This is a genomic window from Saccharothrix sp. NBAS 001, assembly GCF_056640475.1.
Map to the genome: position 1 here is coordinate 2,149,826 of NZ_CM153251.1, position 15,347 is coordinate 2,165,172.

Annotated in this window: 16 protein-coding genes; 11 read left to right on the forward strand and 5 right to left on the reverse strand. The window is 74.9% G+C overall.

All coding sequences use genetic code 11. From position 1 onward, the window contains the following. Complete coding sequence (locus tag AC0HI0_RS09150; RefSeq protein WP_480931856.1) at positions 1-741, forward strand: hypothetical protein; 741 nt, start codon at positions 1-3, stop codon at positions 739-741. Further along, positions 738-1,340 (forward strand): hypothetical protein, encoded by a 603-nt coding sequence (locus AC0HI0_RS09155; protein ID WP_480931857.1) that lies wholly within the window; start codon positions 738-740, stop codon positions 1,338-1,340. Before AC0HI0_RS09150 ends, AC0HI0_RS09155 begins: the two co-directional genes overlap by 4 nt. A 6-nt stretch (positions 1,341-1,346) precedes the next feature. On the opposite strand, the gene AC0HI0_RS09160 is transcribed toward AC0HI0_RS09155, so the two are convergent. Beyond that, positions 1,347-1,898, reverse strand: a complete 552-nt coding sequence (locus tag AC0HI0_RS09160) for an isochorismatase family protein (RefSeq protein ID WP_480931858.1) — start codon at positions 1,896-1,898, stop codon at positions 1,347-1,349. Between the two features lie 24 nt (positions 1,899-1,922). Further along, positions 1,923-2,699, reverse strand: coding sequence for an IclR family transcriptional regulator (locus AC0HI0_RS09165; protein WP_480931859.1), 777 nt, complete (start codon positions 2,697-2,699; stop codon positions 1,923-1,925). 48 nt (positions 2,700-2,747) lie between these two features. Here AC0HI0_RS09165 and AC0HI0_RS09170 point away from each other — a divergent pair, with 48 nt between their 5' ends. From AC0HI0_RS09170 to AC0HI0_RS09185, 4 genes are read left to right on the forward strand one after another with little or no spacing between them, the layout of a single operon-like run. Continuing rightward, positions 2,748-4,037 (forward strand): MFS transporter, encoded by a 1,290-nt coding sequence (locus tag AC0HI0_RS09170; protein WP_480931860.1) that lies wholly within the window; start codon positions 2,748-2,750, stop codon positions 4,035-4,037. Then, on the forward strand, positions 4,034-5,140 hold the full coding sequence (locus AC0HI0_RS09175) for a cupin domain-containing protein (RefSeq protein ID WP_480931861.1): 1,107 nt from the start codon (positions 4,034-4,036) through the stop codon (positions 5,138-5,140). The genes AC0HI0_RS09170 and AC0HI0_RS09175 overlap by 4 nt, the downstream gene beginning before the upstream one ends. Continuing rightward, a complete protein-coding gene (locus AC0HI0_RS09180; RefSeq protein ID WP_480931862.1) occupies positions 5,137-5,970 on the forward strand; it encodes a fumarylacetoacetate hydrolase family protein in 834 nt (277 codons plus the stop codon). The genes AC0HI0_RS09175 and AC0HI0_RS09180 overlap by 4 nt, the downstream gene beginning before the upstream one ends. Further along, entirely contained in the window at positions 5,967-6,641 is a 675-nt protein-coding gene (locus AC0HI0_RS09185) for a maleylpyruvate isomerase N-terminal domain-containing protein (protein WP_480931863.1), read from the forward strand. Before AC0HI0_RS09180 ends, AC0HI0_RS09185 begins: the two co-directional genes overlap by 4 nt. A gap of 21 nt (positions 6,642-6,662) precedes the next feature. Here the strand turns inward: AC0HI0_RS09185 and AC0HI0_RS09190 are convergent, their stop codons facing one another. Both AC0HI0_RS09190 and AC0HI0_RS09195 read right to left on the reverse strand, forming a co-directional pair. After that, a complete protein-coding gene (locus AC0HI0_RS09190) occupies positions 6,663-7,529 on the reverse strand; it encodes a phytanoyl-CoA dioxygenase family protein (protein ID WP_480931864.1) in 867 nt (288 codons plus the stop codon). Positions 7,530-7,680: 151 nt separating this feature from the next. Continuing rightward, positions 7,681-8,316, reverse strand: coding sequence for a DsbA family oxidoreductase (locus tag AC0HI0_RS09195; RefSeq protein WP_480931865.1), 636 nt, complete (start codon positions 8,314-8,316; stop codon positions 7,681-7,683). A 621-nt stretch (positions 8,317-8,937) separates the two neighbouring features. Here AC0HI0_RS09195 and AC0HI0_RS09200 point away from each other — a divergent pair. From AC0HI0_RS09200 to AC0HI0_RS09220, 5 genes are read left to right on the forward strand one after another with little or no spacing between them, the layout of a single operon-like run. Continuing rightward, the gene (locus AC0HI0_RS09200; protein ID WP_480931866.1) at positions 8,938-9,819 is read left to right on the forward strand and encodes a siderophore-interacting protein; all 882 of its coding nucleotides are present in this window, start codon (positions 8,938-8,940) and stop codon (positions 9,817-9,819) included. 36 nt (positions 9,820-9,855) lie between these two features. Next, positions 9,856-10,857 (forward strand): ABC transporter substrate-binding protein, encoded by a 1,002-nt coding sequence (locus tag AC0HI0_RS09205; RefSeq protein ID WP_480931867.1) that lies wholly within the window; start codon positions 9,856-9,858, stop codon positions 10,855-10,857. Beyond that, complete coding sequence (locus tag AC0HI0_RS09210) at positions 10,854-11,852, forward strand: FecCD family ABC transporter permease (RefSeq protein WP_480931868.1); 999 nt, start codon at positions 10,854-10,856, stop codon at positions 11,850-11,852. The genes AC0HI0_RS09205 and AC0HI0_RS09210 overlap by 4 nt, the downstream gene beginning before the upstream one ends. A 59-nt stretch (positions 11,853-11,911) precedes the next feature. Further along, a complete protein-coding gene (locus AC0HI0_RS09215; RefSeq protein WP_480934271.1) occupies positions 11,912-12,898 on the forward strand; it encodes a FecCD family ABC transporter permease in 987 nt (328 codons plus the stop codon). Continuing rightward, entirely contained in the window at positions 12,895-13,671 is a 777-nt protein-coding gene (locus AC0HI0_RS09220; protein WP_480931869.1) for an ABC transporter ATP-binding protein, read from the forward strand. Before AC0HI0_RS09215 ends, AC0HI0_RS09220 begins: the two co-directional genes overlap by 4 nt. A gap of 23 nt (positions 13,672-13,694) precedes the next feature. On the opposite strand, the gene AC0HI0_RS09225 is transcribed toward AC0HI0_RS09220, so the two are convergent. Further along, positions 13,695-15,221 carry a spherulation-specific family 4 protein gene (locus AC0HI0_RS09225; RefSeq protein WP_480931870.1) on the reverse strand — a complete coding sequence of 509 codons (1,527 nt, stop codon included), beginning with the start codon at positions 15,219-15,221 and terminating at the stop codon, positions 13,695-13,697. Positions 15,222-15,347: the final 126 nt, after the last annotated feature.

A 15,347-nucleotide genomic window follows, 5' to 3' on the forward strand; every position in this document is an offset into this window, starting at 1 on the left:
ATGGGCAACTTCGACTCGCCACCCGGGCCGGGGCTGGTCGCCCGGCTCCGCGTCTGCCGCCCCGGCGAGCAGCTGCTGTGGGCGACCAACCGGGCGACGTTCTACCTCGACGTGGACGGTCTGGACGCGGTCGGCAACCCGCGCAAGAGCCTGCTCGGGCGCGGGGTCCGCGCGGTGGGGCGGGGCGTGGGCGGGTTCACGCTCGACTTCGTCGGCGCGGCCCTGCTCGGCGGGGCCGACGCGGGCGGGTCGGACAAACCCCCGGCCCCCGACCACCTGGTGTTCGGCCCGGGGCCGGGGTGCCTGGCGCACCAGGCCGTCCCGGCGATCCCGGTCGCGCCGGGCAAGCGCGGGGTCGCGCTGTGGGTGCTGACCGCGCAGCGGCTGCTGGTCGCCCGCGCGGCGGACCCCGAGCCACCGGCCGAGCCGGAGAAGTCGTTGCTGGGCAAGGCGATGAGCTTCGGCAAGGGCGTGGTGGACTTCGGCGTGGACGCCGCGAAGATCATCGCGGGCAGCTACCACGACTACGGCCGCAACACCTCCGGGCAACCGGTGCCGCTGCCGGAGGTCTCCGTGCGGCACGAGTTCCCGCGTGAGCTGATCGGGTCCATCACGCCGTTCGCCCGCGAGTCCCGCCCGTGCCTGCGGGTGTCCTTCGTGGACGGTTCGGGCGTGGACTTCCTGTTCCCGGACGAGCCAACGGCCCGCCGGGCGCTCGACCTGACGAACGGTGCGCGATGAGCAAGCCGCTGGACGCGGAGGACCAGACCGTCGAGCGGGAGCTGGCCCGGTTCTGGCTGGCCCCCGGCGAACGCCTGCTGCTGGGCCTGCCGCCGATCGAGGCGTACGCGGCGGCCCGGATCGGCCCGGACGTGCACGTGCCGCACCGCCCGCTGGGCGACGTGCCGGCGCTCGACCTGGGCAAGGAGCACTGGCCGCTGCCGACCGGGCACGTCACGGCCGACCCGGACGTCGACTGGACCGACGACCGGACGCTGGGGTACTTCGCGGTGGCGCGGCAGCCCTCGGACGACGCGATCCGGCTGGCCGACCACTTCGCGCACAGCCGGGGGCGGGCCCGCCTGGTGGTGAGCGACCGCCGGGTGGCCGTGGTCTACCCGACCGCGCTGTGGGAGAAGGAACCGCGCTCGGTGTTCACCACGCACGCCGAACTGCCCGCGGACCGGCTGACCGCGCTGGCGGCGGTCTACGTCGGCCACAGCCTGGGCGTGCCGCCGGTCGTGCGGCTGACCTTCGCCGACGCCTCCGTCCTGCACCTGCGGGATTCGCTGGCCGCGCAACGGGTCCAGCGCGCCCACGACCGCGCGGCGGGTCGCTGAGGGCGGTCAGCCCCGACGGGGGAACGCGACCTCCGCCGCCGGGCGCACGCCGAGCGTGCCGCCCGGGTGGACGGCTTGGCCGAGGACCCGGTTGTGGTGGGCGATGACCTGCTCGGCGGTCAGGCCCGCCTCGGGGTCCCCGCCGGCGGCCGGGGCGTGGCCGTCGGCCACCAGCACGACGTCCAGGCCGTGGCTCAGGGCGGCCCGCGCGGTCGCGTCCACGCAGTAATCAGTGGCGACGCCGGTCAGCACGATCGTGTCCACGTTCCGCCGGGCCAGCCACGGCCCGAGGTCCGTGCGGTAGAACGCGTCCGTCGCGGTCTTGCGGATCACCGCGTCGAGCTGGTCCAGGCCCAGGCGCGGGCTCAGCCTGGTGCCGGGTGAGCCGGGGTCGAAGGTCGTGCCCGGGGCCCCGATCTGCTGCATCGCGACCACCGACGCACCGCTCCGCCGGGCCGCGCGGGCCAGCCCGGCGATCCGCTCGACCAGTTCCCCGCCCCGCCAGACCAACGGGATCAGCAGTTCCTGCATGTCGACGATCACCAGCGCGGCAGTCATACCGCCACAGCCTATCCACAGCGGCTACCGCGCGCGTTCGGTCGCGGGACCGCCTTCCCCGGCCGAGGCGAGGTCGTGCTCGATGCGGTTCGTGGTGGCGGTCAGGGTCCGCACCCACTCGGCCAGGCGGTCCTTGCGGTAGCGCACGGTGGGCATGGCGATCGCGACCGCCGCCACCGCGACGCCGTCGGCCCCGCGCACCGCGCGGCCCACCGCCGTCACGCCGGTCTCGGTCGCCTGGTCGTTGACGGCGAAGCCCTGCCGGCGGATCCGGCACAGGTCGCGCAGCAGCGCGGGCAGGTCCGCCACCGGGGCGCCGGGCGTCGAGTACCGCGCGGTGACCTCCTCGTCGGACCAGGTGGCCAGCACGGCGCGCCCGCCGGAGGCCAGGTGCGCGGCGACCATCCGCCCTTCGCGGTTGCCGACCCGCAGCACCTGGTCGCACTCCACGGACACCACGAAGCGCGCCTGGTCGCCGACCACGGTCTGCACGTTCACCGTCTCGCCGACCCGCTGGACCAGCGCGTGCAGGTGGGGCAGCGCGGTGCGGCGCAGGTCCACCGACGGCTCGGCCGCCGCCGGACGGCGCAGCACCGGCCCGGCGACGTAGCGGCGGTCCGCGTCCCGCTCGGCGAAGTCGCGGTAGACCAGCATGGCGAGCAACCGGTGCGCGGTGGACCGGGCCACGCCCAGCCGCTCGGCCGCGTCGGTCACCCGCAGCGGACCTTCCTGCTGCAACAGGACTGCCAGGTGCAGCGCGTGGTCGACGGAGTCGATGCCGTACGCGGGCTTGTTCTTCACAACAGAATACTAACGTCCGCTGAGCAGAACGCTCGTAGCGTTCCGGCCATGACCGGAGCAAGGACGCCGACGGCGGGCCGCAGGGCCGCGATCGCGGTCACCGCGTTGTGCTGGGTGCTCGTCGTGTTCGACGGGTACGACCTGATCGTCTACGGCACGGTGCTGCCCGCGCTGCTGGCCGAGCCCGGCTGGGGGCTCACCCCCGCGACCGCCGGGCTGCTGGGCAGTCTCGCGTTCGTCGGGATGCTGCTCGGCGCGCTGCTCGCCGGGCACCTGTCCGACCGGCTCGGCCGGCGGCGCACCGTGCTGCTGTGCACGGCCTGGTTCTCGGTGTTCACCGCGCTGTGCGCGCTCGCCGGCGGACCGGCCGCGCTGGGCGGGTTCCGGCTGCTCGCCGGGATCGGCCTGGGCGGGCTGGTGCCCGCGGCGAGTGCGCTCGGGGCCGAGTTCGTGGCCGCCCGGCACCGGTCGGTGGTCGCCACCCTGATGATGTCCGGCGTGCCGATCGGCGGCGTGCTCGCGGCGCTGATCGGCACCGCCGTGCTGCCCGGCCACGGGTGGCGGACGATGTTCCTGTTCGCGGTGCCCGCCCTGGTCGTGGTGCTGCCGGTGTGCCTGGTCCGGCTGCCGGAGTCGGCGTCCTGGCTGCGCTCGCGCGGCAGGCACGCCGAGGCGGAGCGGGTCGAGCGGAGGTTCGGGCTCGCCCGGGGCGTCGACGACGGACCGGCGGGCACCGCCTCCGCGTTCCGGCCGCCCCACCTGCGCCCGGTGCTCCTGTTCACGCTCGCCACCCTGGCCACGCTGTTCGCCTGGTACGGCCTGGGCACCTGGCTCCCGCAACTGATGCGGACCGCCGGGTTCGACCTCGGTCCCGCGCTGGCCTTCCTGCTGGCGTTGAACCTCGGTGCCGTGCTCGGCTCGCTGACGGGCGCGTGGGCCGGTGTCCACTTCGGACCCGTGCGCACCGCCGTGTGCGCCTGCGCCACCGCAGCCGCAGCCCTCCTGCTGCTGCTCACCGGTCCGAGCACGGGGGTGGCCTACCTGGTCATGGTGCTCGCGGGCGCCGGCACGCACGGCACCCAGTGCCTGATCATCGCCGCCGTCACCACGCACTTCCCGGCCGCGCTGCGCGGTCGCGCCCTGGGCACCGCGCTGGGCGTCGGCCGGATCGGCGCGGTGGCCGCACCGCAGGTCGGCGGGCTGCTGCTCGGCGCGGGCCGCGGCGTCGACGCGAACTTCCTCGTCTTCGCGATCGCCGCCGCGATCGCCGGCCTGGTGCTGCTCGCCGTCGCGCGCGGCGGACCCGCCCCCGCCCACCACGAAGGAGCCACCGCATGACCACCCCCGTCCGCGTCGAGGCCGTCGACGGCCCCGGCCAACCGACCCCGTCACCGGAACTCGCCGAGCTGTACCGGGGGTTCGAGCGGGAATCGCTGGTCCCGCTGTGGACCGAGATCGGCGACCTGATGCCGGCGACCCCCACCCCGGCCGCGACCGGGCACGTCTGGCGCTGGCCGGACCTGTTCGCCCTCGCCGAGCGCTCCGGCGCGCTCGTGCCGGTCGGTCGCGGCGGCGAGCGCCGCGCGATCGCGCTGGCCAATCCCGGTCTGGGCGGCGCGCCCTACGCGACGCCGACGCTGTGGGCCGCGATCCAGTACCTCAACCCCGGCGAGGACGCGCCCGTGCACCGGCACACCCAGCACGCGTTCCGGTTCGTGGTGGAGGGGGAGGGGGTGTGGACCGTGGTCGACGGCGACCCGGTCGCCATGCGCCGAGGGGACTTCCTGCTCACCCCCGGCTGGCACTTCCACGGCCACCACAACCGCAGCGACACTCCGATGGCGTGGCTGGACGGCCTGGACATCCCGTTCGTCCACCACACCGGGTCGGCGTTCTTCGAGTTCGGCCCGGACACGGTGGCCGACCGCGCCACCCCGGCCACCTCGCGCGCCGAACGCCTCTGGGCGCACCCCGGCCTGCGCCCCGTCTCGCGGCCCGGCCCGGCGGTCAGCTCGCCGATCGCGGCCTACCGGTGGGAGCACACCGACGCCGCGCTGGCCGACCAGCTCGCCCTGGAACGGGAGGGGCACCCCGGCGTGGTCGAACCCGGGCACGCCGCGGTCCGCTTCACCAACCCGACGACCGGCGGCGACGTGCTGCCCACCATCCGGGCCGAGGTGCACCGGCTGGTGCCCGGCACCCGCACCGCGCCCCGCCGCGAGGTCGGTTCGGCGGTGTGGCAGGTCTTCGACGGCACCGGGGTGGTCCGGGTCGGCGACCGGAGTTGGCCGGTGGGCCGGGGCGACCTCGTCGCGGTGCCCTCCTGGGCCCCGCTGAGCTTCACCGCCGAGTCCGCGCTGGACCTGTTCCGCTTCGCCGACACCCCCATCTTCGAACTGCTGCACGCCGACCGCGTCGCGGTGGAAGGGAACCCCGCATGAGGCTCACGACCCTGCGCACCCCGGACGGCACCCGCGCCGCCCGCGTCGAGGACGGCGCCGCCGTCGAACTCGACGCGCCGGACGTCGGCGCGCTGCTCGCCGATCCCCGGTGGCGCGACCGCGCGCGGGCCGACGGCCCCCGGCACGACGCGGCCACCGCCGACCGCGCGCCGCTGGTGCCGCGCCCCGGCAAGATCTTCTGCGTCGGCCTCAACTACCGCAGCCACATCCTGGAGATGGGCCGCGAACCGCCCGAGCACCCGACGCTGTTCGCCAAGTTCCCGGAGGCGCTGGTCGGCCCGACCGACCCGATCGACCTGGACCAGGGGTCCGGCGCGGTCGACTGGGAGGCCGAACTCGCCGTGGTGATCGGCACGACCGCGCGCCGCGCCGGCCCGGCCGACGCCGAGGCGGCGATCGCCGGGTTCACCGTGCTCAACGACGTGACCATGCGGGACTGGCAGTACCGCTCCCCGCAGTGGTTGCAGGGCAAGACCTTCGAGGCCACCACACCGCTGGGCCCGGACCTGGTCACCCCGGAGGAGCTGCCCGGCGGGGTGCGCCCGGCGCTGGACCTGCGCTGCGCGGTCGACGGCGAGACCGTCCAGGCCGCGAACACCGCCGACCTCGTCTTCGACCCGGTCGCGCTGGTCGGCTACCTGAGCCGGATCATCACGCTCAACCCCGGCGACCTGATCGCCACCGGCACGCCCGGCGGCGTCGGCCACGCCCGCACGCCACCGCGCTACCTGGCGGACGGCTCGGTGCTGGTGACCGAGATCGACGGGCTGGGCCGGCTGACCAACACCGCCCGCCGGGTCGCCGGGTGACCGCCGGGACGTGGGTCGAGGAGGGCACCGGGCTGCTGCTCGACGCAGTGGACGGGCTGGCCGACGCGGAACTCGACGAGCGCTGCGGCCTGCCCGGCTGGACCAGGCGGCACCTGCTCGCGCACGTGGCGTCCAACGCCGAGGCGCTGGGCAGGCTGCTCTCCTGGGCCCGCACCGGGGTCGAGTGCCGGATGTACGCCTCGCCGGGGCAGCGCGCCGGGGACATCGACGCCGGCGCGGCCCGTCCGGCGGCGGAGTTGCGCGGCCGGGTCCGGCGCACCGCGCGGGAGTTCGCGGCGGCCGTGGCGGCGCTGCCCGAGGCGGCGTGGGCGGTACCGGTGGTCACCGCGACCGGTCGGGGGGTGCGGGCGCGGGAGGTGCCGTGGCTGCGGGCCCGCGAGGTGTGCGTGCACGCCGTCGACCTGGGGACCGGCGTGACGTTCGCGGACCTGCCCGTCGCGTTCTGCCGGGCGCTGGTCGAGGACGCCGCCGGTCTGCGCGGTGGCCGCGCCGACGGCCCGGCCCTGGTCGTGGCGACGCCCGAGGGCGCCCACGAGATCGCGGGGCGCGGCACGCCCCGCCGGGTCGACCTGCCGGTGGACGTCGCCGCCGCCTGGCTGACCGGCCGGGCCGACCGCCCCGACCTGCCGACCCTGCCCGCCTGGCTGTAGCGACCCGCCCCGCCGCACCGACTACCCGGCCGGCACCCCGACGTCGGGCCGGGCGTCCGCGTGGATCCCGGCGAACGCGGTCCGCGCGGGCCCCTCCTCGTAGCGGCCCAGCACGGGGTCGTTGCCGTAGCCGAGCAGTTCCTGGACCTCGTCCGGCAGGCCGGCGGCGTACGCGGGCGGCACGTTGAGGGTGTTGTTCTCCGCCGGGCGCAGCCAGTCGACCTGGTAGCCGATGGACAACGCGCGCCGGCGCAGCGTGCTGCCGTTGGTGCCCGCGCCGTGGATCACGTCGGACCGGAGCAGGAGCACGTCGCCCGCGCCCATGACCGCGCGCACCAGCGAACGCGGGTCGGGGCGTTCGCCCACGGGCAGCCGGTGGCTGTCCGCGGCGAACCAGACGCCGCCGTTGCCCCTGGTGAACGGGACCAGCGCGACGATCGCGTGCACCGCCACGGGGTGCGGCGCAGGCGCGGCCGGCGGCCACATGTCGGTGCCCCGGTGGCTGCCCCACATCTCCTGGTCGTTGGGCGGCTCGGGCTCGCGTTCGAGGTACTCCGCGGAGTTGAGCAGCACCCGCGTGCAGCGCGGTGCCAGCATCCGCCGGGCCCACGCCAGCACGTCCGGCTGGGTGATCAACTCCGGCGCGCAGCCGAGCTTGCTGACCAGCGCCTGCAGGCGCAGCGCGCCGGGACCCCGGGAGATCCCGGCGCCGGGGTCGGTGCGCTCGGCCAGCCACCGCTCGATCTCCGCGTCCGCGCGGGCGCGCAGATCCTCGGGGAAGGCGTCCACCAGGATCGCGGCACCCCGGGTGTGGACGGTCTCGTCGATTCCGGCGATGTCGTACGGTCGCGGAAAACGCGCCGGGACCGCCTGGTTCAGCTCGCTCATCAGAATTCGAGCGTAGTGCCGCGACCGGGCGAACCACTGGGCCATTGCGGTAAACTCCGGGAGGAGTTCGCGGACGCCCGGTCGAATCCGCCGCGAAAAGCACCGGGATTTCCTCCGGCGGGGCGTTCCCCGCGCCGCCCGGCGGGCCCGCTCACGGGCGGCCGACCGGTCGGGTCTGCGCGCGCAACGCGGTGAGCAGCGTCCCCTGCTGCTGCGCGCCGACGAGTTCCGGGCCGCCCTCGAAGCGGAACACCGGGACGCTGCGCACGCCGCTGGCCCGGACGTGGGTGAGCGCCGTGCGGATTTCCGAGGCGGTGGCCTGGTTGCCGGTGCCGACCCCGCAGCCGGCGGCGAGGTCGGCCAGCGTGCCGGGGTCGCCGATGTCCAGCCCGTGGCTGTAGTGCGCGTGGAACAGCCGGTCGACCACGCGTTCGGCGAGGCCCTGGCGCGCGGCCGTGGCGATGAGCCGGTGCGCCTCGAACGTGTTGCTGTGCACCGCGCGGGCGTAGTCCAGGACCACGCCTTCCCGTGCCGCGAGGGCGGTGAACTCCTTCGTGTCCAGGGCCGCGCCCGGCCCGAACCGGCGCCGCAGCACGTCGAGCAGCGGCTCGCCCACCGCCGGCGCGTCGGGGTCGATCTGGTAGGGGCGGAAGGTCACCGCCACCGCGCCGCCCTCGCTGCGGCGGCGGGCGGCGGCGCGGGCGAACCGGGTGTAGCCGATGAACGACCACCCGCAGGCCGGGTCGAGGACGATCGAGACCGAACGTGTCGGGCCGAGGTTTTTCATGGCGTTTTCCCGTCGCCGTGCGGCCGTGAACCGGAAATGGCCGGCTGCCGCCGAAAAGGAGGCAAAATGGGCCGCCCCGCCAGCGTAGCCCGCCCGTCCGGCCCCATTCCGGGCGGACAATTCGGCGCTGCTCCGCCGAACGGGTTCGGCGAACGCGATCGCGGGCCGGCGGCGGCGCACCCCGCCGGGGTCCGGGGTGCGGTCGCCGGTCGGTCGCCGGGCGGCGGGGGAGTCCGAAGTGGACGGCGAGGTCCGTGCCGTCACGGCCCGCTTCCGGTTGATCACCGCCGACGGGTGGGTTATGTCACGAAATCGGGCAGCGTGGTGCTGGACCCGAACCGGACACTTAGGTTAGCTTCAGCTAAGTATTCGGTCGTCGGCGTCCGGGTGTCGCGTTGTCGCACCCGCGGGTGCCCGTCGACCGCGTGGCAGCGTTTTCCTTGGTGTGGAAAGGGAACTTCGGGTTGTTCCGGCCAGTGCTGATCACCGGTGCCGACCTCGGGTCGGCGGGTGTCGTGCCGTGGCGCGGCGAAGTCACCACCACGCCCTCCCCGATGCGCACAGGAGCACCGAGTTGAGCATGTCCACCACCGACCGCGCCCGGACCGCCCGGGAGTCGGCGTGACGGCCCCGCGCACCGACCACCGCGACCGGCACCTGGAGCGCATCGCCGAGGTGCGCGCCGGGGACGTCGCGGAGAAGGTCGGCTACCCGATCCACGTGCGCGAAGCCACCGTCGTGCGCACCGCGACGGTCGGCTCCGGGCTGCTGCGCGTCACGCTCGGCCGCCCCGGCACCGAGGACTTCCAGGCCCACGCGCCCGACGAGCACGTGAAGCTCCTGTTCCCGGACGAGGAAGGCGTGCTGCGCCTGCCCGAGCGCGACGGCCTGATGCTGCGCTGGCCCAAGCCCCTGCCGGTCTCCCGCGAGTACACCGTGCGCCGCTACGACCCGGCGACCGGCGAACTGGACATCGACGTCGCGCTGCACGCCGGCGGCCTCGGCTCGGAGTGGGCGAACGCCGCCCGGCCCGGCGACACCGTGCACGTCGCGGGCCCGCCCGGCGGGCTGATCGTGCCGCACAACTACGACCGCTACCTGCTCGCGGGCGACATCACCGCGCTGCCCGCGCTCGCCCGGTGGCTGGAGGAGCTGCCGCGCGACGCGGCCGGGTGGGCGTTCATCGAGGTCGCGGGCCCCGACGAGGAGATCCCGCTGGACGCGCCGGAGCACGTCGAGGTGCGCTGGCTGCACCGGGGCGACGTCCCGCCCGGCACGACCACCGCCCTGGCCGACGCCGTGCGCGAGGTGGCCGTCCCCGAGGGGATCCGGCTCTACGTCTGGGTCGCGGGCGAGGCGGGCTCGATCAAGCCGCTGCGCCGCTGGGTCCGCGACGACCTCGGTCTGGGCAGGAAGGACCACGACATCACCGGCTACTGGAAGCGCGGTGTCGAGGACTTCGACGACGACGACCACGGCGACCACGACCACGCCGACCACTAGACCCCCCGAAAGCACCGCAACAGCAAGGAAACACGCATGTCCATCGCCAGATCCCCCCGACTCGTCGGCGCGCTCGTGCTCTCCCTCGCCGTCGCGACCGGCTGCGGCTCCTCCGCCGGCACCGACAGCGCCCCCGCGGCCGAGGCGCAGACCCGGGTGTTCGCCGCCGACAACGGCGAGGTCACCATCCCGGTCTCGCCCAAGCGCGTCGTGGCCACCGGCTACGCCGTGCCCGCGATGCTGGAGGCGGACGCGCCGCTGGTCGGGATCTCGACCTGGCAGCGCGGCGTCCCCCTGATGAGCGACGAGGACCGCAAGCGCTACGACGAGACGCCGAAGATCGCGGGCGAGACCGCCGCCGAGACGAACTACGAGGCGATCGCGCAGGCCGACCCCGACCTGATCATCATCGGCGTGCCCAAGCCGGTGCTGGCCGACATCGACCTCAAGCGGTTGCAGGACATCGCCCCGGTGGTGGCGATCGGCCCGTCGGTGCCGTCGATGTGGCGCGAGCTGTCGCGCAAGCAGGCCGACGCCGCCGGGACGCTCAAGCAGTTCGACGCCGTCCGCGACGAGTACCAGGCCAAGTCCGCCAAGCTGACCGAGAAGTACGCCGCCGTGCTGCCCGGCCTGAAGCTGGCCCACGTGGGCGCGTACGGCGAGGTCGCCAAGGGCAACTTCCAGCGCGAGTTCAACGGCTCCTGGGGCACCAACATCGCCGAGGACCTGGGCGCGGAGTACTACGGCCAGGTGAAGGTCAAGGGCAACGGCTCGGCCGCGGTCAGCGAGTACCCGTCGATCGAGGAACTGCCGACCGCCTTCGCCGAGGCGACCGCGATCACCTACTCGGTCAAGCCGGACGGCTCGGTGCCGCCGCCGGTCCAGTACGTGCTCGACTCGCCGCTGTGGAAGGACCTGCCGGCGGTGAAGGCGGGCAAGGTGTTCCCGCTGCGCTACACCGAGGCCGCCACCTACCGGTCGGCGATGAAGACCCTCGACGCGGCGGACGTGGCGTTCGCGCCGTTGCTGGCGAAGTGACGGCCGCGCGCCGAGGACCGGGCGCGCTGACCGCCGTGCTGATCACCGCCCTGGCCGTGCTGGCCGTCGTGGCGGTGGTCAGCGTCGGCGTCGGCGCGCACGCGATCCCACCCGCCGACGTCGTCCGGGCGCTGTTCGCCTTCGACGGGTCGAGCGACCACGTCGTGGTCCGCGACATCCGGGTGCCGCGTGCCGTCCTGGCCCTCGGCGCGGGCGCCGCGCTCGCCGCGGCGGGCGTGCTGGTGCAGGTGCTGTCCCGCAACCCGCTGGCCGAGCCGGGCGTGCTGGGCGTGACGGCGGGCTCGGGCTTCGCGATCACCCTCGGCTCGGCGCTGGGCGTGACCGCGTCGGCGCCGGCCGAGCTGGTGGTGGCCGTGCTCGGCGCGGTCGTCGCGACGCTGCTGGTGTACTCGGTCGGCCGGGGTTCCCCGCTGCGCCTGGTGCTGACCGGCGTGGCGCTCAGCTCGGTGCTGGCGGGCGTGGCCCTGGGGCTGCGCCTGATGATCCCCGAGGTGTTCGACAAGTACCGTTTCTGGGCGGTCGGTTCGCTGGCCGGCCGCGAGCAGTCGCTCGACGCGCTGCCGCTGCTGGTGATCGCCGGCGCGGTGCTCGGCGCGTTGCTGCTGAGCCGGCAGTTGGACGTGATCGCGCTGGGCGAGAGCACCGCGCACGGGCTCGGCGCGAACGTCGACCGGGTGCGGGTCGCCGCGCTGGTGCTGATCACCGTGCTGGCCGGCACCGCGACGGCGATCGCCGGGCCCATCCTGTTCGTCGGCCTGATGGTGCCGCACGTGGCGCGGCGGCTGGCCGGGGCGTCCGTGCCGTGGGCGATGGCGTTCGCCGTCGTGCTCGGGCCGGTGCTGCTGCTGGTGTCCGACATCGGGTCGCGGGTCCTGCTGCCGACCGGCGAGGTGCCGGTGGCGATCGTGACCGCGTTCCTGGGCGGCCCGGTGCTGGTGTGGGCCGTGCGGCGGTACGGGGCGGCGGCCCTGTGAAGACTTCCGAGCGAGCCTCCGGGCCGGCCGCGCTGGTCTTGCGCGCGGGCCGGGTGTCGATGCTGGTCGAGCGCCGGACGCTGGTCCTGGTGGCGGTGCTGGCGCTGGTGGTCGTCGGCCTCGGGCTGGTCGGGCTGTGCTACGGCCCGACGTGGGCGAGCCCGGCGAAGGTGTTCGACGCGCTGACCGGCGCGCGCGGCGGCTCGAACGTGGTGATCCGCGAGTGGCGGCTGCCGCGCGTCGCCGCCGCCGTGGTGTTCGGCGCGGCCCTCGGCGCGGCGGGCGCGGTCTTCCAGAACATCACCCGCAACCCGATGGGCAGCCCCGACGTGATCGGGCTCGACGCGGGCGCCTACACCGGCGCGCTGATCGCGATCACGGTGCTGTCCGGCTCGCCCGCGCAACTCGCGTTCAGCTCCGTGCTGGGCGGCGTGCTCACCGCAGCCGCGGTGTACCTGCTGTCGCTGGGCGGCGGGGTGTCCGGGTTGCGACTGGTGGTGATCGGCATCGCCGTCAACGCCACGCTCACCGCCCTCAACTCGTGGATCGTGCTGCGCGCCGAACTGGAGGTCGCGATCGCGGCCGTCGGGTGGAGCGCGGGCTCGCTCAACGGCGTGGACTGGGCGGACGTGACCATCCCGTTCGCGATCATCGCCGTGCTGCTGGCGCTGCTGGCCGTCCAGTCGCGGGCCGGGCAGCAGGCGGCGCTCGGCCCGGACGTCGCGGTGACCACCGGCGTCCGGCTGGAACCCCTGCGGCTGCGGCTGGTGCTCATCGGCGTCGGCTGCACGGCGACGGTGACCGCCGTGGCCGGGCCGATCGCGTTCATCGCGCTCGCCGCGCCGCAGATCGGCCGCCGGCTCGCCGGCGCGCCCGGCACCCCCCTGCTCCCCGCCGCGCTCACCGGCGCGGTCCTGTTGCCGGGCGCCGACCTGGTCGCGCAGGTGCTGCTCGCGCCGGTCGCGCTCCCGGTCGGTGTGATCAGCACCGCGATCGGCGGCTGCTACCTGATGTGGCTGCTCGCCAAGGAGGTCCGACGCAGGTGACCGCGCTCTTGTCCGCCCGGGACGTGACGTTGCGCTACGGCGACCGCGTGGTGTCCACGCGGCTCGCCGTCGACATCCCGGACGGTGCCTTCACCGCCATCGTCGGCCCGAACGCCTGCGGCAAGTCGACGCTGCTGCGCGCGTTCGTCCGGCTGCTGCGCCCCACCGCGGGCTCGGTGGTCTTCGACGACCGCGAAATCGGTTCCTACCTGAGCAAGGCGCTCGCCCGCCGGCTGGGCTTCCTGCCGCAGGAACCCGTCGCGCCCGAGGACATCCGGGTGCGGCAGCTGGTGGCGCGCGGCCGGTTCCCGCACCAGTCGCTGCTGTCGTCGTGGTCGCCCGAGGACGCGGCGGCGGTGTCCGGGGCGATGCGCGTCGCGGGCGTCGCCGACCTGGCCGACCGGCCGGTGCGGGAGCTGTCCGGGGGACAGCGGCAGCGGGTGTGGGTGGCCATGGTGCTCGCCCAGGACACCTCCCACCTGCTGCTGGACGAGCCGACGTCGTTCCTCGACATCACCCACCAGTACCAGCTGCTGTCGCTGCTGGCCGGGCTGCGCGACGAGGGGCGCACGGTGGTCGCCGTGCTGCACGACATCAACCAGGCGTCCCGCTACGCCGACCACCTGGTCGCGATGAAGGACGGCCGGGTCGTCGCCGAGGGCGCGCCGTCCGAGGTCGTGGACAGCGGGCTGATGAAGGAGGTCTTCGACCTGCCCAGCCTCGTCGTCCCCGACCCCGTCACCGGCACGCCCATGGTGGTGCCGACGCTCTGAGCCGCACCGCCGGGACCGGCGGCTCAGGCGCACTCCTCCGCACCGAGGTGCGCGGTGACCACGGCGCTGAACTCGTCCTGCCCGTCGTTGCCGTTGAACACCAGGACCTGCGTGCTCGCCGGCGAAACGCCGAACGCGGCGGTGGGCACCCGCCAGGTGACCACCGACCCGTCCTGCTCCGGCACGACGTCGGCGACCGGCTCCCACGCCCAGCCCGGACCGGTGTAGCGGAACAGCACGTCGTTCTCGATCAGGTGATCCGCCCCGGAGGGCAGCCCCGGCGGCAGCGCCCAGCCGGTCGACGGGTCGTCGTCGGCGTCGATGAACACCCGGCGGTGCGGGAAGTCCCGGGTGAAGCTCGCCCGGTACCGCGCGGTCGTCGGCCCCAGGCACGCGCTCGGCTCCAGCACGGCCGCCGCCGGCGTGGTGGCGGTGACCGGTGCGCTGGGCGCGGACGCGTTCCCGGCCACGTCACGCGCGCGGACGGTGAACGAGTAGGTGGTGCCCGGCTGGAGGTCGGCGGCGGTGAAGGCGTTGTCGTAGGTGGTGCCCGCCGGCTCGCCGTCGCGCAGCACCTCGTAGTCGGCCACCGCCACGTTGTCCGACGCGGGCCGCCAGCGCAGCACGACCTGGCCGGAGGTGGCCGCGGCGGTGAGCCCGCGCGGGGCGGCCGGCGGCGTCGTGTCCACCACACCGGCGATCGCGCCGAGTTCTTCGTCCCAGTAGGAGGTGAGGAAGTCCCAGGTGGACGGACTGAACGGGCGGTCGGTGACGTAGACGTAGTCCGCGCCGCCGGCCTTGCTGCGGGCCACGACGGTGGCCATGTCCGAGGCGGTGGGCACGTTGTAGACCAGGTGCCAGAACTTCTCCCGGCCGGGGTGCGCCGATTCCCACGCGGGTGGCACGTACGCCAGGTACGACGCCTGGTCGCCCTCGAACGACAGGATGGTGTCGGCCACCGCGTCGTAGCACTGGTCGGTGCCCGTGCCGGGGTTGATCGCGACGCGGGCGTGCGGGTGCGTGGCGTGGAGGTGGTCGCGGATCGCGGCGTAGCGGGCGACGTACTCGTCGTCCGGGCCGCAGACGTGCAGGACCTGGTCGAGGAAAACGCCGTCCACACCGTACCCGGCGTAGAGCGCGTACCACTCGTCGATGTCGCGCCGGATCTGCGCGTCCCACGCCTCGGCCGAGGTCTCGCCGCCGCGGGTCGGGTGCGCGCCCTGGCCCAGGTCGAAGCCGAAGTACCCGGTGTCGACGTAGACCAGCACCCGCGCGCCCGAGTCGTGCACCGCCTCGATCGCCTCGGCCCACTCCGGCGAGAACGGCGCCTGCGGTCTGCTCAGGCTGCCGTTGAGGACCACCAGGCCGGTGGTGGGCCGGTTCTGCGCCAGGCGGCGGAACGTGGTCAGTCCGTCGGGGTCGGCGGGGCTCCAGTAGGCGGGGACCGCGGCCTGCTGGGGAGTCGCCGCCGAAGCGGGGACGGGGGTCAGCAGGGACATCGTCGCGACCACGACGCCGACTCGGGCCAGAGCGGAACTCGGGCAAGCCATGGTGGCCAGTGTTGGCCACCGCCCCCCGGCGGGCAATCACGCGGAAGCCGGGGGTGCCGCTGGGCCGGTCGAGGGCACCCGGTGCGGGCAGCGAGCCCAACTGTCACTCGACCGGCGCAGCCGCCA

Excerpts from the sequence above, each read along its gene's own strand:
- AC0HI0_RS09215 (WP_480934271.1), top strand. The coding sequence starts at position 11,912 with ATGCTGGTCGAGCGCCGGACGCTGGTCCTGGTGGCGGTGCTGGCGCTG.
- AC0HI0_RS09225 (WP_480931870.1), bottom strand. The coding sequence starts at position 15,221 with ATGGCTTGCCCGAGTTCCGCTCTGGCCCGAGTCGGCGTCGTGGTCGCG.
- AC0HI0_RS09150 (WP_480931856.1), top strand. The coding sequence starts at position 1 with ATGGGCAACTTCGACTCGCCACCCGGGCCGGGGCTGGTCGCCCGGCTC.
- AC0HI0_RS09205 (WP_480931867.1), top strand. The coding sequence starts at position 9,856 with ATGTCCATCGCCAGATCCCCCCGACTCGTCGGCGCGCTCGTGCTCTCC.
- AC0HI0_RS09195 (WP_480931865.1), bottom strand. The coding sequence starts at position 8,316 with ATGAAAAACCTCGGCCCGACACGTTCGGTCTCGATCGTCCTCGACCCG.
- AC0HI0_RS09180 (WP_480931862.1), top strand. The coding sequence starts at position 5,137 with ATGAGGCTCACGACCCTGCGCACCCCGGACGGCACCCGCGCCGCCCGC.
- AC0HI0_RS09175 (WP_480931861.1), top strand. The coding sequence starts at position 4,034 with ATGACCACCCCCGTCCGCGTCGAGGCCGTCGACGGCCCCGGCCAACCG.
- AC0HI0_RS09160 (WP_480931858.1), bottom strand. The coding sequence starts at position 1,898 with ATGACTGCCGCGCTGGTGATCGTCGACATGCAGGAACTGCTGATCCCG.
- AC0HI0_RS09155 (WP_480931857.1), top strand. The coding sequence starts at position 738 with ATGAGCAAGCCGCTGGACGCGGAGGACCAGACCGTCGAGCGGGAGCTG.
- AC0HI0_RS09170 (WP_480931860.1), top strand. The coding sequence starts at position 2,748 with ATGACCGGAGCAAGGACGCCGACGGCGGGCCGCAGGGCCGCGATCGCG.
- AC0HI0_RS09190 (WP_480931864.1), bottom strand. The coding sequence starts at position 7,529 with ATGAGCGAGCTGAACCAGGCGGTCCCGGCGCGTTTTCCGCGACCGTAC.